Origin of the sequence: Acinetobacter sp. NPDC052428, assembly GCF_044547685.1 — a bacterium.
Taxonomy (GTDB): domain Bacteria; phylum Pseudomonadota; class Gammaproteobacteria; order Pseudomonadales; family Moraxellaceae; genus Acinetobacter; species Acinetobacter lwoffii_G.
The window spans coordinates 1-16,310 of the sequence record NZ_JBIUAT010000010.1; the positions used below are offsets into that span (position 1 = coordinate 1).

At 44.3% G+C, this 16,310-nt stretch carries 21 protein-coding genes; 9 read left to right on the forward strand and 12 right to left on the reverse strand.

Translation table 11 applies throughout. From position 1 onward, the window contains the following. From ACIG3F_RS07735 to ACIG3F_RS07750, 4 genes are all read left to right on the forward strand, one after another. Nucleotides 1-149 (forward strand): IS3 family transposase (locus ACIG3F_RS07735; RefSeq protein ID WP_396469775.1); only part of this gene is annotated, 149 nt, incomplete at its 5' end. Nucleotides 150-395: 246 nt separating this feature from the next. Next, entirely contained in the window at nucleotides 396-920 is a 525-nt protein-coding gene (locus ACIG3F_RS07740) for a hypothetical protein (RefSeq protein ID WP_212749449.1), read from the forward strand. A 72-nt stretch (nucleotides 921-992) separates the two neighbouring features. After that, nucleotides 993-1,382, forward strand: a complete 390-nt coding sequence (locus tag ACIG3F_RS07745; protein WP_004278545.1) for a hypothetical protein — start codon at nucleotides 993-995, stop codon at nucleotides 1,380-1,382. Nucleotides 1,383-1,611: 229 nt separating this feature from the next. Beyond that, nucleotides 1,612-2,094: a hypothetical protein gene (locus ACIG3F_RS07750; RefSeq protein WP_005102957.1), complete on the forward strand. Its 483-nt coding sequence runs from the start codon at nucleotides 1,612-1,614 to the stop codon at nucleotides 2,092-2,094. A 64-nt stretch (nucleotides 2,095-2,158) separates the two neighbouring features. Here the strand turns inward: ACIG3F_RS07750 and ACIG3F_RS07755 are convergent, their stop codons facing one another. The 3 genes from ACIG3F_RS07755 to ACIG3F_RS07765 all read right to left on the reverse strand — a co-directional run bounded on the left by ACIG3F_RS07755 (nucleotide 2,159) and on the right by ACIG3F_RS07765 (nucleotide 4,797). Next, nucleotides 2,159-3,115: a 2-hydroxyacid dehydrogenase gene (locus ACIG3F_RS07755; RefSeq protein WP_396469759.1), complete on the reverse strand. Its 957-nt coding sequence runs from the start codon at nucleotides 3,113-3,115 to the stop codon at nucleotides 2,159-2,161. Nucleotides 3,116-3,202: 87 nt separating this feature from the next. Beyond that, nucleotides 3,203-3,400: a hypothetical protein gene (locus ACIG3F_RS07760; protein ID WP_005102954.1), complete on the reverse strand. Its 198-nt coding sequence runs from the start codon at nucleotides 3,398-3,400 to the stop codon at nucleotides 3,203-3,205. Between the two features lie 125 nt (nucleotides 3,401-3,525). After that, complete coding sequence (locus tag ACIG3F_RS07765) at nucleotides 3,526-4,797, reverse strand: hypothetical protein (protein ID WP_005102952.1); 1,272 nt, start codon at nucleotides 4,795-4,797, stop codon at nucleotides 3,526-3,528. 113 nt (nucleotides 4,798-4,910) lie between these two features. Between ACIG3F_RS07765 and ACIG3F_RS07770 the strand changes: the two genes are divergently transcribed. Further along, nucleotides 4,911-5,687, forward strand: coding sequence for a class I SAM-dependent methyltransferase (locus tag ACIG3F_RS07770; protein WP_396469760.1), 777 nt, complete (start codon nucleotides 4,911-4,913; stop codon nucleotides 5,685-5,687). A 15-nt stretch (nucleotides 5,688-5,702) separates the two neighbouring features. Next, nucleotides 5,703-6,290, forward strand: coding sequence for a hypothetical protein (locus ACIG3F_RS07775; protein ID WP_005267534.1), 588 nt, complete (start codon nucleotides 5,703-5,705; stop codon nucleotides 6,288-6,290). A gap of 136 nt (nucleotides 6,291-6,426) precedes the next feature. On the opposite strand, the gene ACIG3F_RS07780 is transcribed toward ACIG3F_RS07775, so the two are convergent. Further along, on the reverse strand, nucleotides 6,427-7,626 hold the full coding sequence (locus tag ACIG3F_RS07780; RefSeq protein ID WP_005267536.1) for a TIGR03862 family flavoprotein: 1,200 nt from the start codon (nucleotides 7,624-7,626) through the stop codon (nucleotides 6,427-6,429). Nucleotides 7,627-7,630: 4 nt separating this feature from the next. Next, on the reverse strand, nucleotides 7,631-8,275 hold the full coding sequence (locus ACIG3F_RS07785) for an SAM-dependent methyltransferase (protein ID WP_396469776.1): 645 nt from the start codon (nucleotides 8,273-8,275) through the stop codon (nucleotides 7,631-7,633). Between the two features lie 84 nt (nucleotides 8,276-8,359). Here ACIG3F_RS07785 and ACIG3F_RS07790 point away from each other — a divergent pair, with 84 nt between their 5' ends. Continuing rightward, nucleotides 8,360-8,533: a DNA gyrase inhibitor YacG gene (locus ACIG3F_RS07790; RefSeq protein WP_005267541.1), complete on the forward strand. Its 174-nt coding sequence runs from the start codon at nucleotides 8,360-8,362 to the stop codon at nucleotides 8,531-8,533. 175 nt (nucleotides 8,534-8,708) lie between these two features. Continuing rightward, the gene (locus ACIG3F_RS07795; protein WP_004278555.1) at nucleotides 8,709-8,891 is read left to right on the forward strand and encodes a hypothetical protein; all 183 of its coding nucleotides are present in this window, start codon (nucleotides 8,709-8,711) and stop codon (nucleotides 8,889-8,891) included. Between the two features lie 40 nt (nucleotides 8,892-8,931). Here ACIG3F_RS07795 and ACIG3F_RS07800 read toward each other — a convergent pair whose 3' ends face one another. From ACIG3F_RS07800 to ACIG3F_RS07820, 5 genes are all read right to left on the reverse strand, one after another. Further along, nucleotides 8,932-9,576 (reverse strand): MBL fold metallo-hydrolase, encoded by a 645-nt coding sequence (locus ACIG3F_RS07800; protein ID WP_005267545.1) that lies wholly within the window; start codon nucleotides 9,574-9,576, stop codon nucleotides 8,932-8,934. Between the two features lie 22 nt (nucleotides 9,577-9,598). Then, nucleotides 9,599-10,612 carry a ferrochelatase gene (hemH, locus tag ACIG3F_RS07805; RefSeq protein WP_005267547.1) on the reverse strand — a complete coding sequence of 338 codons (1,014 nt, stop codon included), beginning with the start codon at nucleotides 10,610-10,612 and terminating at the stop codon, nucleotides 9,599-9,601. Nucleotides 10,613-10,677: 65 nt separating this feature from the next. Further along, nucleotides 10,678-11,706 (reverse strand): DUF4062 domain-containing protein, encoded by a 1,029-nt coding sequence (locus ACIG3F_RS07810; protein ID WP_005267549.1) that lies wholly within the window; start codon nucleotides 11,704-11,706, stop codon nucleotides 10,678-10,680. A 116-nt stretch (nucleotides 11,707-11,822) separates the two neighbouring features. Continuing rightward, nucleotides 11,823-12,695 (reverse strand): glutamate racemase, encoded by an 873-nt coding sequence (murI, locus tag ACIG3F_RS07815; RefSeq protein WP_396469761.1) that lies wholly within the window; start codon nucleotides 12,693-12,695, stop codon nucleotides 11,823-11,825. A gap of 48 nt (nucleotides 12,696-12,743) precedes the next feature. Further along, nucleotides 12,744-13,355: a DUF1285 domain-containing protein gene (locus ACIG3F_RS07820; RefSeq protein ID WP_004278560.1), complete on the reverse strand. Its 612-nt coding sequence runs from the start codon at nucleotides 13,353-13,355 to the stop codon at nucleotides 12,744-12,746. Nucleotides 13,356-13,541: 186 nt separating this feature from the next. Here ACIG3F_RS07820 and ACIG3F_RS07825 point away from each other — a divergent pair, with 186 nt between their 5' ends. Further along, nucleotides 13,542-15,254: a 4Fe-4S dicluster domain-containing protein gene (locus ACIG3F_RS07825; RefSeq protein WP_396469762.1), complete on the forward strand. Its 1,713-nt coding sequence runs from the start codon at nucleotides 13,542-13,544 to the stop codon at nucleotides 15,252-15,254. 41 nt (nucleotides 15,255-15,295) lie between these two features. On the opposite strand, the gene ACIG3F_RS07830 is transcribed toward ACIG3F_RS07825, so the two are convergent. Both ACIG3F_RS07830 and tusA read right to left on the reverse strand, forming a co-directional pair. Next, nucleotides 15,296-15,814 carry a hypothetical protein gene (locus ACIG3F_RS07830; protein ID WP_004278562.1) on the reverse strand — a complete coding sequence of 173 codons (519 nt, stop codon included), beginning with the start codon at nucleotides 15,812-15,814 and terminating at the stop codon, nucleotides 15,296-15,298. Between the two features lie 103 nt (nucleotides 15,815-15,917). After that, on the reverse strand, nucleotides 15,918-16,175 hold the full coding sequence (tusA, locus tag ACIG3F_RS07835) for a sulfurtransferase TusA (RefSeq protein ID WP_004278563.1): 258 nt from the start codon (nucleotides 16,173-16,175) through the stop codon (nucleotides 15,918-15,920). Nucleotides 16,176-16,310 lie beyond the last annotated feature (135 nt).

The window sequence follows — 16,310 nt, forward strand, 5'->3', positions numbered from 1 at the left end:
AAGGTTTCGCGGATGAACAACTTGCGACACTAAACTGGGTAGATTGGTTCAATAAAAAGCGTGTACACAGTGCACTGGGTTATGTATCGCCTTTTGAGTTTGAAGCAATGTACTATGATAAGATTAACCCGTTAGGTCAGGTGGCCTAACTTAAATAAAAAAGTCTCCGACAAACCCGGTACGGTTCACCTTGTGTAAAATATCAAGAAAAACCAAGTCCACGCCAATATTGGTATGAACCAACTTCAAATCTTTCACCAGTAAAAGGAATTGACTTCCATAATTCATTAATTATTGATGCAGAAGACAATAATCCCCCATCGATTCAAGAAAAAATATTTTCAGAATATGACTTATATCCTGTATTGATAGAATACCTATCCCAAGAACTCAATTTGCTTACATTAAGAATTGATGAAAAAAGATCATCAAATACTAGAGGACAAAATGGTAATCAATGGCTACATCCAGATATTGTGGCAATGCAAGCATTAGATAATAAATGGAATGATCTAGTTAAAACTTGTGTAAAGCATAGTTCTGGACAAAATGTTCGACTTTGGTCATTCGAGGTAAAAAAAGAACTAAATAACTCAAATATTAGAAGTAGTTTTTTCCAAGCAGTAAGTAATTCTAGTTGGGCAAATGAAGGATATTTAGTTGCGACCTCAATTTCTACCAATGAAGTTGAAGAAGAACTTCGTATGCTCTCAGCCCTCCATGGTATTGGTGTAATAATTTTAATTCCTGAAAATCCTACTGAAAGCGAAATTTTGCTTCCTGCTCGCCGGAGACCAGAAGTGGATTGGCAATCAATAAATCGAATTTTAAATGAAAATTCCGACTTTAAAAATTTTATTGAATTAGTCTCAATTTATTATCAAACTGGTCGTATTCGTACGCAGGATTGGAATCGTTAATCATTGAGCTATAGTCATTTTCTAACCGATTCCCTATACTCAACCTAACAACACTCAACAAGAAAGAATCATATGAAATTTAAAACACTCATTCTGACTGGTCTTGCGAGTATCGCAGTTACAGCTTGTACATCTGCACCAAAAATCCCACAGCTTCAGGTTGGCGTCTTACAGGAAGTCCAAAACCTCGAAGTTGTTCCAGCTACCACCAACAACAAGGCAAAACTGACCAAATTCCTCGACAAATGCGTGATTGAATTCACCGGTGATATTGGCAATAACCGTGTCATTGAACAATGGTCATTTAAAGGTATGACTCTAATCGATGCCGGCTCAGCGACTTTCCAGCGCGACGGTACTAGCACTGCACAAAAATTTGACCTGCACGATGCAGGGGTACAGAAGAACTTTGTCAGCTTACGCGAACATTTCGCCAAAGATGCCCTGACACAATGTGATTAAAAAGATCGCCTTGTTTCTAGTCTAAGAACAGGGCTTTTATTTTGCTAAAAATCAATTCGACACTTGGGCTAATTTCTACTGCCCTTTCTTTAAAAATTACAATATTTCGGCACAGATCAACCTGAAAGCTCTGCACTCTTCACAGGATATTCATTGTTTTTGACCAATTATCCGTTACACTGAAAAACAAACTCAGACCGCACTTAGACGAATTCGAGGTCGATCCATAATGAATATCAAAACCCCAATTATTTTAACGACAGCTTTAATGCTTTCTGTTCCAGCATTCGCACAAACCACGACTCAGTCTGCCAAACCGGTTAAACCCTATGGTGAAAATCCGAACTTGCTGCATGTGTTTGCCTATAAAGCACAAGAAGGCGTGATTAATACCGCCGAGAAAGTCGGTGAAGCAACGGAAAAAGGCATTGCCAAAATCAAGCCGGGGGTAGACCGGGCCTGGAGCAATACCAAATCTGCAACCTCGGAAACACTGCAAAAAGTAGATCAGGGTGCAACTCAGGCAGCCCAGCAAACCGGTCAGAAAATCCAGCAGACCAAAGAAGTCTGGCGTGGCAATTCACAGCAGGCGGCTATTGTTCAGCAGCCTTTAAGTGAGCCCTCTGCTGCCCCACAGCAAACAACCACCCCAAAAATGCAGCCTCAATCTGGTTCAGGTTCAGCCACCAGTTATGCGGTAACCGATTTATAAAAAAAGCCCGTAATGGGCTTTTTTATTTTTAGAAAATAAAACTATTACCTTGTATCAACGCGGTCTATGAATTGACCTGTCGGATCGGCTGACCTTGTTTAAATGCTTCTACATTTTCCACCATCTGATCCACAATGCGTTGTCTTGCATCGACACTGCCCCAGGCATTATGTGGTGTCACAATCAGGTTCGGAATTGTAGGATCGAGTAGCACATTACCCTGTTTCGGTGGCTCTACCGTTAGAACATCCGTCGCAGCACCGGCAATCTTGCATGCACGCAGAGCCTCAGCCAAAGCAGCTTCATCGACAATACCACCACGCGCACAGTTAATTAAAAATGCACTGCTTTTCATTGCATCCAGTTCAGCATGACTGATTAAATGTCGGGTATCCTCAGTGAGTGGACAATGCAGACTGAGAAAATCGACTTGAGCAAGCAGCTCGGCAAATGGCACACGCGATGCATCCGCCGGACGGTTTGGCAGCACAGCAATGAGAACTTTCATGCTAAAGGCTTCGGCCAGTTTCGCCACCGCATGACCCAATTCGCCATAACCGACAATGCCTAGTGTTTTTCCGGCCAGCTCGACAATCGGCGCATCCAGCAAACAGAACTGGCTGGCTTTTTGCCATTCGCCTTGTTCTAATACACGTTGGTACGACAAGAATGAAGTCGCCAGATTGAGCATCAACATGATCGTATGCTGCGCGACTGCCGAAGTACCATAGGCCTGACAGTTACACACCACGATCCCACGTGCTTTGGCCGCCGTAAGGTCGACATTATTGGTACCGGTTGCAGAGATTAAAATGAGTTTAAGCTCAGGGCATTGTTGAATGGTAGCTGCATCGATCACGACTTTATTGGTTATGATGACATCGACATCAGCTACACGGGATACAATCTCGGCAGCCGAGGTCGCCGGATACAAAACAAGTGGATCAAATGCGGCATGCAGTGCCTGAAAGTCCAAATCCTGCTGGTCTAAAGAAGCATAGTCTAAATAAACGGCTTTCATGGCTGTTCCCTCAATCCTGTTTGACAATTTATGTGTGTCATTTAAAACAAGTCATTAAGGCTTTTCAACCTGTTTCCACTGGAACAATTAATCCAGCGGTTTATCCATATAGTTACGTAATGACTTGCGGATTCGATACACCACATACACGGATAGAATAATCATAAAAATGACGGATGCACTGACCATAATCACTGCAGGATGCACAGTTTCTGCATGCGCCAGATTGGGTAGAACCAAACCGAAGATAAAACATACTTGCATCATCCGAGTCGCTTGCATCATAGAGATCCCCTTCTTCGTTTCAACCATCGGGAACGATATAATTGGTTTATTATTTATACCGCTTATCTCTATATTATGCCAAGCCCATAACAAGTCAAGTAATTGTTTTTTATTAAAATTTTCAGTTAATTTGTCTCACTGTGCGTCACAAACTGCGTATTTTTGTCACTATCGTCGATAAAAGCAGCAGCACCATATTCATTGGTACTCAGATTCAGCTGCTTATAGCTAAACATATAAAAATCACTATAGCGCTTCATTAAAATCGGGTGCATGCCCAGACTGAGTTCATCCTGTTCCTTGATCAGCTTCATGATATGCCGGTCATTCATCACCACCAGATAACGTTCATCATTCAGGTTAATACTCAATAAACCATTACCTTTGGCATAAATTGGAATCAGGAATTTATGGTTCAGGGCAATTGCACCTTCTGCATAACTTTCGATTTTATGGCTGATGACATTAAATACCAGACCATGCCCATACTGGTCCAACAGCAACTGACGATTTTCCTGCGGCAAATTCACATGAATGCCCAGTTTGAGCAGGTCATGCTGATCAACCTGTTTATTGCGTAACAGTTCCCGCAAAATCACCTGTTTCTGGCTGGCATCAAAAAACTGGTTATCCAGTTGCAGATCGTTATTTTTCAGAATGTGTCCCAAAGCCATGCGGTGTCGTGGCAAGACATTTTCAATCACCTTGCGATAATAGAACTTGCTGTTTTTCTTGACCCGGCGCATTTTCTGATAGAAATAGCTTGGCTCATATTCATGCACCAAAAAGTCATAGAGCAATTCGGAACTGGCCAAAACTGCGATCGCATCATGTCCGGTAAAAGGTAAATGCAGCACATGATGATGCGGAATCAGCGCCTCTAATTTCAGATAATGGGCACGATCTTCGGCACAGTAAGGATCATAGACAATAATATATTCACACGCAGGGTCGATATCTTCGGCTGCAACCCGCATATTTGTATTCAGCTCTGGCTGATAGAACATGTTATAACGGGCATCATGTACATCTTCCGGATCGATCGAGTATTGCGGCACCATCGCCACCACCCGTTGTACGCCCAAGGCACGGGAATACTTGATCGCAGCATAGCCGCCCATCGAACCGCCATAGGCAATACGCTGCTGAAACGGCTCAATCAGATCTGCGATGGCTTGCAACATGTTCCACATGGAACCTTGCGGAAACCAGGATTTATGCTTGGGCATAATGCCAAGCACATTAAACTCGAATTTCGCCAGTGACTTTTCTGCATTGATGTTGAGGCCCTTGGCACGGGTAATCAAATCGCCAAATGAAAAAATTAGTTCTGAAGAAGATCCCGGCATAAAAATCGCGCGTATATGTTCATCTTCAAAAACAATCTGCTTGTCCATAACTTTCCCGTGCTGGTAAATCGAACCCTTCCACAACAATTCAGTCAATGAACGCTGTCAAAAAAGTGAATATGCTATTTTATATCGATCAAAAAGATTAAAAAGCGCAAAATATGACACAATCATTACATCCTGCAGCAAAACGGGGTTTTAGTGCGTCGGCTGAGCTCTATCAGCAAGTGCGTCCCGATTATCCGGCAGAAATCAGCCAATGGCTGAGTGAAACGCTGGCTTTGCCTGTAGATGCGCATCTTCTGGATTTGGGCAGCGGCACCGGCAAGTTTATCCCCTATTTACGCCCGCTCAGTAAGCACATTATCGCAATTGATCCTGTCCCGGAAATGCTGGCTCAATTAAAACAGGCGCATCCGGACATTCATGCTCTTGAAGGCGTTAGCCATCAACTTCCCTTGCCCGATCATAGCCTGAATGCGGTATTTTGTGCACAGTCATTTCACTGGTTTGCCGATTCTGCTACCTTACAAGAATTAGACCGGGTACTCAAACCGCAGGGTTATCTGGTGTTAATCTTGAATCAGCGCGATACTCGGGCAGACTGGGTTCAGGCCTTGGCCGATTGTATTGCCCCCTTGGAAGGCGATACGCCACGCTATCATAGTGGCGCCTGGCGCAAGGTCTTTGCACAGCAAACGCTATTTCAGCCTTATGCAGAAACCACAATGACCCAACAACAGCATGGCAGTGTCGAGCAGGTGGTATCGAAACGGCTGCTCTCGACCAGTTTTATTGCAGCCATGCCGGTACAGCAACAAGCACAGTTAAAACAACAATTTGAACAGATCATCCAGCAATATACAGCCAAAAGCGCAGAGGAAATGATCGATTTTCCTTATGTCACCCATATTTATGTGTTCAAGAAAAGTAATTAAAAACAGGAGGCGATCATGCATAAAATACCAGGAATGACACGAACGCTGTTGTTCGCTGCGGCCATGCTGCTGATGGCATGTGACCAGAAAACGACCGAAACTCCGACTGAAGCGATAACAGATAATACAGCTTCAGATCAAGTCATGCAGGAACTGAAAACTGAGCCGCTGAAAGACTTCCCTAAAACTGCTGATGATCCGCATGATATTGCCGCATTGACAGATTATGAACAGCGCTTTCAGGAAATGAGTAGTGACCTGGAAAAAGAATTGAACAGCATGCGCGATGATGAAAATATGACAGAAGAATTTGTCCAGCAACGTCAGCGTGATCATGTCCAGTCAGCATTGAATATGTTAAAGGCTTTAGAACTGAAAACCGAACAGGGCCGCTATATTCAGGGCTTGATGTATCAGTACTGGGAACATCAGGACAAATTACTCAATACTCCCAAGACTCAAGCTGCGCCCGTGAATGAAGCCAGTGAGAATGTCAAAGGTCTAGGGAAATATCTACACGCCCAAGAACAGCTGGAACGCTGGCGTTCGCAATATCCAGATCTCGCCAAGAAAGAACCCGCTTCCCGGCAAGTGAAGGAATAGTCTAGGAGGCTAGATTGGCACACAGCTTAGATCAAATACAAAAATAATCTAAGCTGAACTGGCAGTTTGAAAACAGCGTGGATGAGCAAGACCTGTTCTGCTGAGCCTGAATCTCAGCAGAAGCGCCAGAAATGACTTAATCTGCTGTCAGAAACTGATGCACGCCTTCACCCGCTGCACGCCCTGTGGCAAAACAGGCGGTCAGCAGATAGCCGCCTGTCGGTGCATCCCAGTCCAGCATTTCTCCGCAAAGAAATACATGCGGGTTAGATTTCAATTGTAGCTGTTCTGACAACACTTCACGCTTGACACCACCTGCACAGCTAATCGCCTCTTCAATCGGGCGGAAACCTGTGAGTGGAATAGTCAAATGTTTAATTTTTTTGGCTAATTCATGAGCGTCTTGCCATAATGCTTTGGCCACCAGCTCCCGTACTAGAGCTGCCTTGGCACCGTCCAATCCGGCTTTACGCCAGACATTACTTAAAGACTGCTTCTTACTTGGCTGTAATTTTTGTGCAAGCTGTTCGATGCTTTGATTTGGGAATAGGTCCAGATGCAGCTGCATAGGCTGCCCCTGTTTTAGTTGCTCGCGTAAGCCACGACCCTGCTTATAGATCAGACCACTTTCCAGACCATAATGACTGATCACGATATCGCCAATGGTTTTTTCACCTTGCCCAACCCATGCCTCGACACGCTTTAAAGGTTGACCAAAAACTGGCTGCATAAACCGAGACCAAGGATATTCCACTCCAGCATTACTGGCCTGAAATGGCTCAATTTCATCCGGTTTCAGCCAGGCTTGCCATGCCCCATCACTACCCAATGCTGACCAGGACACTGCACCACAAGCCAGAATAATGGCATCAAAATATTCAGTGCGATGTTCATTATTTTTCAGATCATGCAGCTCAAGCTGTTGCTGCTGCAACTGGCTGACTTTATGCCGGTAATGAAACTGAACGCCATCACTGGCTAAACGTTTGAGCCAGGCACGCAGTAAGGGCGCGGCTTTCATCTCTGTGGGAAATACCCGGCCAGACGAACCGATATAAGGTTCAATACCGAGCTGTTTCATCCAGTCTTGAATCCAGAGCGCATCCCAGCGTTTGATCCAGGGAGACAACCACTCCACCTGATCATAACGTTGTACAAACTGTGGCACAGGCTCGGCATGGGAAATATTCAGACCGGTTTTGCCTGCCATCAGGAATTTACGCGCAGCAGACGGTTTTTGCTCATAAACATGCAGCTCATAATCAAACTGACTGAGCACTTCTGCTGCCATTAAGCCTGCGGGGCCTGCGCCCACAATAGCAATGCGTTTGCTCATCTGATTATTCCGAGACGGTGGCATTCTGCCCTTGCAAAGGCTGGAAATCATCAAAACGTGTCACATAAATTTCAGGCTTGCTGATGATCAGTTGCTGGCATAGTTCACCGCGCTCCAGATATTTAATTTCAAAATGGGTACGCGCCAAATCTGCAGCAATCACTTCTTTGACAAAAGGTAGCTTCCAGAGCTCTCGCACTTGTATTTCTGCTTCTTCGATATAGGCAGGAATATTACTGGCCAGCGTAATCGTTCCACCGGTTTTCAGGCGGGAAAGCAGGAACTCAAAAAATGGCATATTGACCCAGCGCTGCGCCGGATTATGCGGCTCAGGATTTGGATATAAAATAAAGAATTGTTCTACCTGCTCCGGATACAGTGCATGCACGATCCACGGTAAAGCATCGGCATGAACGGTCTGTAAATTGGTTTGACCTTCAACAGCATGCTGTTTTTGCATCGCCAGAAATTTTTCCCGGGTACGTTCAATCGCAATCAGTTGAGTGTCGGGATTGTTCTTGCTGAATAACAAGGCATGTTTACCTTTACCCGCTCCCACTTCGACGCAGACCGGTTCAGGACTGATGCTTTGAAAATCACGGGGCGCATGCATACGCTGTGCTTGAAATTGACGAATCGGCATAATCAGATCAAACTAATAAAAACCGCATAAGTCTAACAAGTGCGGCTATATTTGCCTAATCGAACCTTTATTTTTCTTTGGAGTCGTCCCATGCCTACCACTTTAAACTGTCCACGCTGTGGCAAGCTGGCCACTTGGGAAGATAATGATTACCGTCCTTTTTGTTCAGAACGTTGCAAGATGATTGATCTGGGTGCCTGGGCCAATGAGGAATATAGTTTGCCTACCCAGGATGCACCACAAGCCGACAACAGCGAAGAATAAAATGTCTTACCTGTCGAGACTTATGTCCGAAAGTACAATCTTGTCGAAATTAAGTAAATAAATCATATGAATTTTATAAAATTACTTAGATAAAGCAACACGAATTAACATCTTTCATAAAGCCTTAGTATTATTGTTCTACTCTAAATTTTCACATTATTTTTAGAGCAATAATATGGGTTATATTATTTTAAGAGTCATATTAATTGGGGTTGGTCTACTCGCACTTCTTTCGTTGGGAGTCGGCATTTTCCAACAAGATAGTTTATTTATTGTATTGGGTGTGCTTTTTGCTTTTGCCGCTTGGCTCATACACATGCAAACGCGACAACTTCGCAATAATCCCTTTTCAGAATAAAGATAAAAGACCAAACTATGTTGGTCTTTTATTTACGCTTTTAACCCGCTTGGCTTGCAACAAAAGGATTATGCTGCTTTTCAAAACCAATGGTGCTGACCGGTCCATGTCCTGAAATAAATTGGGTTTCATCTGGCAGGCTGAAACATTCACGCTGAATTGAATCTAAGAGCTGTTGATGATTGCCACGCGGGAAATCAGTGCGGCCAATCGAGCCTTTGAACAATACATCACCTGTCCATAACAAGGCATAATTTTTGTTATAGAACATCACGTGACCTGGCGTATGGCCTGGAGCAAAACGCACTTCGAACTCTTCATTGCCGAGTTTGAGTACTTCACCACCTTCCAGCCACTGGGTCACTTCGACTTTTTCCGGAATCGGGAAGCCATAACGTGCAGACACTTCCTGAATCATGTCGAGCCAGAAGGCATCTTCTTTATGTGGTCCAATCACCGGTACATTCCAAGCCTTTTTTAATGCACCCACCGCACCCGCATGATCCAGATGGCCATGAGTGAGCCACAAGGCTTTAACCGTTAAACCCAGCGCTTCAACTTCAGCTTTCAGTTTTTCAGGTTCGCCCCCTGCATCAATCAAAATGGCTTCTTTAGTGTCCGCATCCCAAACGATGGAACAGTTTTGCTGAAATGCAGTAACTGGAACAATTTTGACTTGTAACATGGGGTGAAAAACCTCGGGCAAGTTAATGGGCAAGTATCTGTGTCAATGCATCCAGATTAGCCTGTAGTAGACTGTTGAGCAATCGCAAATGATCTTCACGGCTATTTAATGCCGGAATATAGCTATAGCTTTCTCCGCCTATTGCTTTAAAAGTCTCGGCATTTTCGATTGCCAGCTCTTCAAGCGTTTCCAGACAGTCCGCAGAAAATGCAGGACTCATCACCTGAATGGATTTCACCCCCTGCTTCGCCCAATCTTCAAGTAAAACATCGGTATAGGGCTTGATCCACTCCTGTTTACCAAACCGCGACTGGAAGCTGATCGCGTATTGATCTTCATTTAAACCTAGTACTTCCGCCACCAATTTACCCGTGATGCGACAACGGTCGGCATAAGGATCGCCTTTATCGGCATATGGCTGTGGAATGCCGTGGAAAGACATCAACAATTTCTCTGGTTGACCATGAATTGTCTGATAATCACGTACACTTTGAGCCAGCGACTGGATAAATAAAGGATGTTGATAATAATCCCGGATCACTGTCAAACCGGGTAAATTGCGCTGTTTCACCACCCATTTCGCCACTGCATCGTATAGAGGTGCGGTCGAAGTGGCAGAATATTGTGGAAACAAGGGAAATAGAATCATGTGTTCCTGTGGCTGCGCTGAGACCTGTGCCAAGACATCCTGAATATTCGGATTGCCGTAGGTCATTGCAGGTACCACATTCAGTTCAAACTGCGGATAAAGCTGGGTGAGATGCGTCTTGACTGCTGCGACCTGCTCAAACAGAATTTCACGCATCGGCGAATCCTGTCCCCATACTTGCGCATAGGCCTGTGATACCCGCTTTGGACGGAAAGGCAAAATGAATAAGCGCAGAATGATTTGCCAGATCGGTTTGGGAATTTCAATCACACGCTGATCAGATAAAAACTGCTTGAGGAAACGGCGTACCGCTGGAATCGTAGGCTCATCTGGTGTGCCCAAGTTTGCCAATATAATCGTCACTTTCGCTTTAGCAGGAGAATACATTCAGTTCGTCCGTCAGGATATCAACCCCTGTACTTTAACAGCTTTTTATTTATTCTCTCTATGGATTAATACGCTGACTTATATTGAAAAGTGCGATCTAAATCCAGCAAGCTGCTGTCCAGCAACTTTTGCGCTTTTGGCGTGATCTGCCACAGCATGCGCTGTCGGTCATCACGACCGGATGGCACAATCCAGTCATTCTGGCGCATTTGAATTTTTAAACTATGCAAGGCACGAATATTCATCTGGGCACGCGCGACAGCATGCGCACGCGGCATCTGCACCCGTGCATCCTGCAGACCGGTTTCATTCAGATATTCATTCATGCGCTTCGAGAAAAACTCTTCAGGGGTCGGATTGACAAAAGTTGAACCCAATAACGCCAACAATTGTGCCCAAGTCAGTTTTTTATGGACTTTGATTTCTTTAAAATTACCATCCTGATAAGCATGCATCCGGTATTCAAAAGAAAAAATTTCATGCATCGCCACTTTGGGCAGGCTCAGGAATGGATCGACTTCTGCAGTTCCGCCATCGCGTTCCAGTTGCGCCACTTTAGCTTTCAGCTGATCAATCTCGTCATGCAGCGCCTGGGTGTTTTGCGGACGCACCCAGCCGGTCACCGGATAGCGCTCCAGCATTTGTGGCATGTTAAAACGCACTGCCATTTCCAGATCGCGCAGGCTGCGGTAAGTAAAAACCTGATCGACTTCCTGCTGTAACAGTTGACGGAATTCCTTGAATTTTTCCTGTAATTCCGGTTTGGCATCATGCAATGCACTTTCACGTGATGCCGGATCATCATGCATAAACACAATAATCGGTTTTTGCTTGGTCACTGCATAAATATATTCGAGATGCATATAGCCGACACCCGATACCGACTGCTCCCCATACTGGCTTCCCAGCAGAATCACGACATAATCACAGTCATCAATCTGGCGGCGTGCAAATGCAGTATTCAGCGGTGTACGCTGTTCCAGTCCCCACGAGAAAAACCCCATTCCTACCAGTGTTTGAGACAGAATGATACGCTCCGGTTGCATTTCTGCCCCCGAGGTTGAGATGAACACTTGGTACCGTTTATCCAGCATGGGCTATCCTCTTCTCCTGTACATTTGCGTAAAAAATGCATCATCACATGCTTCTTTACCCAATATGGCCACCCCAGAATCAAAATATCTTTCTTTTTAAATTATAAAAATGAGTTTTAAACTGCACTCATATTACTGACCTGCCATTTTAAATCGGCCGGAATCAGGTGCTGCAAAATCGGTCGGAGCTGTTCAGCATTCTGCCCACTCACCACCAATTCAATTTTCACGCTTTCTTTAGACTCATGCTCAAATAATAACCCATTTTTAATTAAAATTCGGGCCGTTTGTCTTGCAACCGCGAATCCTGAGTCAATTAATGTCAGCTTTTGACCAAAAATATACTGAATTGACGATTTTAGGAAGGGGTAATGTGTACATCCTAATACTAAATAATCAGCGCCCTGATCTACAACTGGTTGTAAAATCTCTTTTAATGTCTGCAAACAGGCTGCACTCATCTGCTCTCCAGCCTCAACAAAAGGCACCAGATCCAGACTGGTCACAGGCAGGACTGTGACTTGAGCCGGTTCAGCAAAACGGGAAATGACATCTTTAATCAGCTGGCCGCGGAAGGTCGCGGGCGTGGCCAATACCGCCACCGTTTTCGACTGGGTATTCAGAACCGCCGGTTTAAGCGCGGGTACTAAACCGATAATCGGAAAGTTTTCACCATAATAGTCACGCAAATAATCCAGACTAAAAGCGGAAGCGGTATTACAAGCCACCACCGCAACTTTACAACCTTGACGATAAAGCCATTCAATCGCCTGAGCCGTCAAGGCACGAATTTCCTGATCATCTCTCGGGCCATAAGGCACATGCGCAGTATCCGCATAATAGACAAAGCGTTCATTAGGCAAATGGCGGGCAATTTCCAGGGCGACTGACAAGCCGCCTACGCCTGAGTCAAAAATGCCAATAGGCGCATCTGCCGTGGCATTGGGCATCGGGTCTAATAACTGGGAAATTGGTTGAATAGCGCTCATAACGTTGCAGGTAGCTTGTTTGAAATTTCTAGCGATCAAGCTTAAACCTCAGGTGCTCAAATGCAAGTCTAAATCACCACTTTTCAAACTTAAAACGGTTTCGCCTGCCGGATTTTCATCAAGCTCTCCCATCTCGACCAGATGTAAAAATGCCGCACGCTGAATCAGGGCATTAATCCCAAAACGCACATGCACATAAGGCCGCAACTCACCTTTGTATTCACGCATAAAGATTGGATGTTCAGCATCGACAATAATCAGGTCTTGCGTGGTTGTGCCCAGTTGCAGATAAGTCACTCCATTGATCTCAACCTGATCGACCTGATTGACAAATAAAGGTTCATCTTCAACTTCGATTTCAATCATTTCTACTGGTGTTTTTAGATAGAATTTATCGTTTTCTTTCCAGAGCACCGTTGCAAACAGGTCAATCATCGGCTGACGCTTGATCAATTGACCTTCGTGCCACCATTCGCCGTTGGCTAAAACCTTGAGATCCATTGTGCCACAATGCTTTGGCTGCCATTGCTCCAAAGGGGGTATTGACCTTTTGTGACTGCCCTGTGCATCTTTTAAGTATTGTGCGATATCCATTAAATTTTTATCATCGGGATAAGTTACTTTTTTCGTCGGATTTGTGCTGGGTACTGGCTTATCCATAAAAGAAGACCTTAATGACGGAAAAATAATATGTTTCAGCCAATTGGCTAAAACCGGCTTTAAAACTATACTAGCCCAGATTATCAAAGACACCAGCATTTTTGTGTCTAGGAACCAAGAACACTTATGGCAGCACCCAATCATATGATTATGGTTGCCACCGAATAGTAATATGAGGAGTCCTACATGGAACACATCGAACGTGAATCGATGGAGTTTGACGTCGTCATCGTAGGCGCAGGCCCTGCGGGTCTTTCTGCTGCGATCAAAATCCGTCAACTTGCAATTGAAAACAACTTAAACGATTTGTCCGTTTGTGTCGTAGAAAAAGGCTCCGAAGTCGGTGCGCATATTCTGTCTGGTGCTGTGCTTGAACCGCGTGCCATGAACGAGCTGTTCCCGGACTGGAAAGAACAGGGTGCCCCGCTGAATGTCCCGGTGACTGAAGATAAAACCTTCTTCCTGCTTTCAGATGAAAAATCACAGGAAGCACCGCACTGGATGGTGCCTAAAACCATGCATAACGATGGCAACTATGTCATTTCACTGGGCAATGTGGTGCGCTGGTTAGGCCAGAAAGCCGAAGAACTGGAAGTGTCGATCTTTCCGGGCTTTGCCGCGTCTGAAATTCTGTATCATGCCGATGGTACAGTCAAAGGCATCCAAACCGGTGATATGGGTATTGGTAAAGATGGCGAACCAACGCATAACTTTACCCCGGGTTATGAACTGCATGCCAAATACACAATTTTCGCTGAAGGCTGTCGTGGTCACTTAGGTAAACGTCTGATCCAGAAGTTCAACCTGGACAAGGACGCTGATCCGCAACACTACGGTATCGGCATTAAAGAGCTTTGGGAAATCGATCCTGCCAAGCATAAACCGGGTCTGGTGATGCACGGTGCCGGCTGGCCGCTTTCTGAAACCGGTTCTTCAGGTGGCTGGTGGTTATACCATGCTGAGAATAACCAGGTGACTCTGGGCATGATCGTAGATCTGTCTTACACCAACCCGCATATGTATCCCTTCATGGAAATGCAGCGCTGGAAAACCCATCCATTGATCAAGCAGTATCTGGAAGGTGGTAAGCGTATTTCTTATGGTGCGCGTGCTGTGACCAAAGGTGGTTTTAACTCATTACCAAAATTCACCTTCCCGGGTGGTTCTTTGATTGGTGATGATGCCGGCTTCCTGAACTTTGCCAAGATCAAGGGTTCACATACTGCGATGAAATCCGGCATGCTCTGCGGTGAAGCGGTGTTTGAAGCGATTGCTGCTGGTGTAGAAAAAGGCGGTGATCTGGCGGTGGCGCGTGTAGTGGAAGGCGAAGATTTCTTTGTCAAAGAACTGACTGCTTATACCGACAAGTTTAACAACAGCTGGCTGAAAGAAGAGCTGTATAACTCGCGTAACTTTGGCCCGGCAATGCACAAGTTCGGTCAATGGATCGGGGGTGCCTTTAACTTTATCGACCAGAACGTGTTTAAAGTGCCATTTACCCTGCACGATCTGGTTCAAGACCATGCTGCACTAAAAACCCAGGCAGCTGAAAGCTTCAAGCCAAACTATCCAAAACCGGATGGCAAGCTGACCTTTGACCGTCTGTCTTCAGTGTTTGTATCGAATACCGTGCATGAAGAAAACCAGCCAGCGCATCTGAAACTCACCGATGCTTCAATTCCGGTGGAAGTGAACCTGCCGAAATGGGATGAGCCTGCACAGCGTTACTGCCCGGCAGGTGTTTATGAAATCATGGAAAATAATGACGGTTCGAAACGCTTCCAGATCAATGCAGCCAACTGTGTGCACTGCAAGACCTGTGACATTAAGGACCCTTCCCAGAACATCACCTGGGTGACACCGGAAGGTGGCGGTGGTCCGAACTATCCAAATATGTAATCTCTCATATGAGATAAAAATAAACCCGCTTTAAAGCGGGTTTATTTTTTACAATGTCTTTCATACGAAGACCTAAATTTTAAAGCTACTAAGTGTCTAGTAGGTCCAACTGATACATATGTATCTTCAATATTATTAAATAAAGTCGCAAAAAGTGCTCCTTTAAAAGTCTCTTTTTGATCAAAAAAATAATACTTCGATGCTATATGATCAACTCTCTCTAAAATCATCGAACGTTTGATTGAAGATTTATCACTTACAAATTCTTTAGCATGAAAATCTAAAAAATCCATTCCATCTTTATAAAAAATCTTAGCATTGTCTCTATCATCTAAAATATCAGCCACTACAGAGCAATATAAATATTCAATTCCTTGTAGAGCTTTCCATTCATTTTCAGAGGGCAAAAAAATCATTAAATCTATATCTCTAAAAATACGATTTTCTATATTATCTAAATCTCGAATATTCTCAGATACTGCATAAACTTCTTCAGCTCGGGCAGTAACATTAACAAGTAAAAGGAAAAATATTCCTATTAAGTATTTTAATTTTTCCATTATTAATAATTTTCAACTTTTCAAAATTATAGCATTTACCATACTTTATTTTTTTAATTAAACTAAGATGCATAACTTTAAAGTTATGCATTTTTTTCATTTATTAGCCTTTCTTCACTAAATAATGAAATTCTTTATTACCATTTTCATCCAGACGTTCTTCCTGCAATAGCAACTCATGCCCCAAATGCATACAGAATTTTGGAATATCCCACGACGTTGAATTATCCGTGGCAAACACCTCAACCACATCACCTGCCTTAGATTTACGGATCGCCTGATGCAACATCATCACTGGCTCAGGACAACGTAAACCTCGGGTATTCAATTGCAGACTTGGAATAATTTCAGTTGGGGACATCGATAGACTCAGGATGGAAAGACCGCCATATTTTAGCATAAAGCTGCGATTACATTGCTGCTTTGCATACGTGGCCAGTTCCAAAATTAGGCCTGACTCGTATGATCAAGACTCTGCATCATATTTACAATAGAC

Bases quoted from the DNA above. Each gene is read 5' to 3' on its own strand.
- hemH (WP_005267547.1), bottom strand. From the start codon at position 10,612: ATGTATTCTCCTGCTAAAGCGAAAGTGACGATTATATTGGCAAACTTG.
- tusA (WP_004278563.1), bottom strand. From the start codon at position 16,175: ATGTCCCCAACTGAAATTATTCCAAGTCTGCAATTGAATACCCGAGGT.
- ACIG3F_RS07825 (WP_396469762.1), top strand. From the start codon at position 13,542: ATGGAACACATCGAACGTGAATCGATGGAGTTTGACGTCGTCATCGTA.
- ACIG3F_RS07780 (WP_005267536.1), bottom strand. From the start codon at position 7,626: ATGAGCAAACGCATTGCTATTGTGGGCGCAGGCCCCGCAGGCTTAATG.
- ACIG3F_RS07745 (WP_004278545.1), top strand. From the start codon at position 993: ATGAAATTTAAAACACTCATTCTGACTGGTCTTGCGAGTATCGCAGTT.
- ACIG3F_RS07765 (WP_005102952.1), bottom strand. From the start codon at position 4,797: ATGGACAAGCAGATTGTTTTTGAAGATGAACATATACGCGCGATTTTT.
- ACIG3F_RS07800 (WP_005267545.1), bottom strand. From the start codon at position 9,576: ATGTTACAAGTCAAAATTGTTCCAGTTACTGCATTTCAGCAAAACTGT.
- ACIG3F_RS07775 (WP_005267534.1), top strand. From the start codon at position 5,703: ATGCATAAAATACCAGGAATGACACGAACGCTGTTGTTCGCTGCGGCC.
- ACIG3F_RS07795 (WP_004278555.1), top strand. From the start codon at position 8,709: ATGGGTTATATTATTTTAAGAGTCATATTAATTGGGGTTGGTCTACTC.
- ACIG3F_RS07770 (WP_396469760.1), top strand. From the start codon at position 4,911: ATGACACAATCATTACATCCTGCAGCAAAACGGGGTTTTAGTGCGTCG.
- ACIG3F_RS07790 (WP_005267541.1), top strand. From the start codon at position 8,360: ATGCCTACCACTTTAAACTGTCCACGCTGTGGCAAGCTGGCCACTTGG.
- ACIG3F_RS07755 (WP_396469759.1), bottom strand. From the start codon at position 3,115: ATGAAAGCCGTTTATTTAGACTATGCTTCTTTAGACCAGCAGGATTTG.
- ACIG3F_RS07830 (WP_004278562.1), bottom strand. From the start codon at position 15,814: ATGGAAAAATTAAAATACTTAATAGGAATATTTTTCCTTTTACTTGTT.
- ACIG3F_RS07820 (WP_004278560.1), bottom strand. From the start codon at position 13,355: ATGGATAAGCCAGTACCCAGCACAAATCCGACGAAAAAAGTAACTTAT.
- ACIG3F_RS07750 (WP_005102957.1), top strand. From the start codon at position 1,612: ATGAATATCAAAACCCCAATTATTTTAACGACAGCTTTAATGCTTTCT.
- murI (WP_396469761.1), bottom strand. From the start codon at position 12,695: ATGAGCGCTATTCAACCAATTTCCCAGTTATTAGACCCGATGCCCAAT.
- ACIG3F_RS07810 (WP_005267549.1), bottom strand. From the start codon at position 11,706: ATGCTGGATAAACGGTACCAAGTGTTCATCTCAACCTCGGGGGCAGAA.
- ACIG3F_RS07760 (WP_005102954.1), bottom strand. From the start codon at position 3,400: ATGATGCAAGCGACTCGGATGATGCAAGTATGTTTTATCTTCGGTTTG.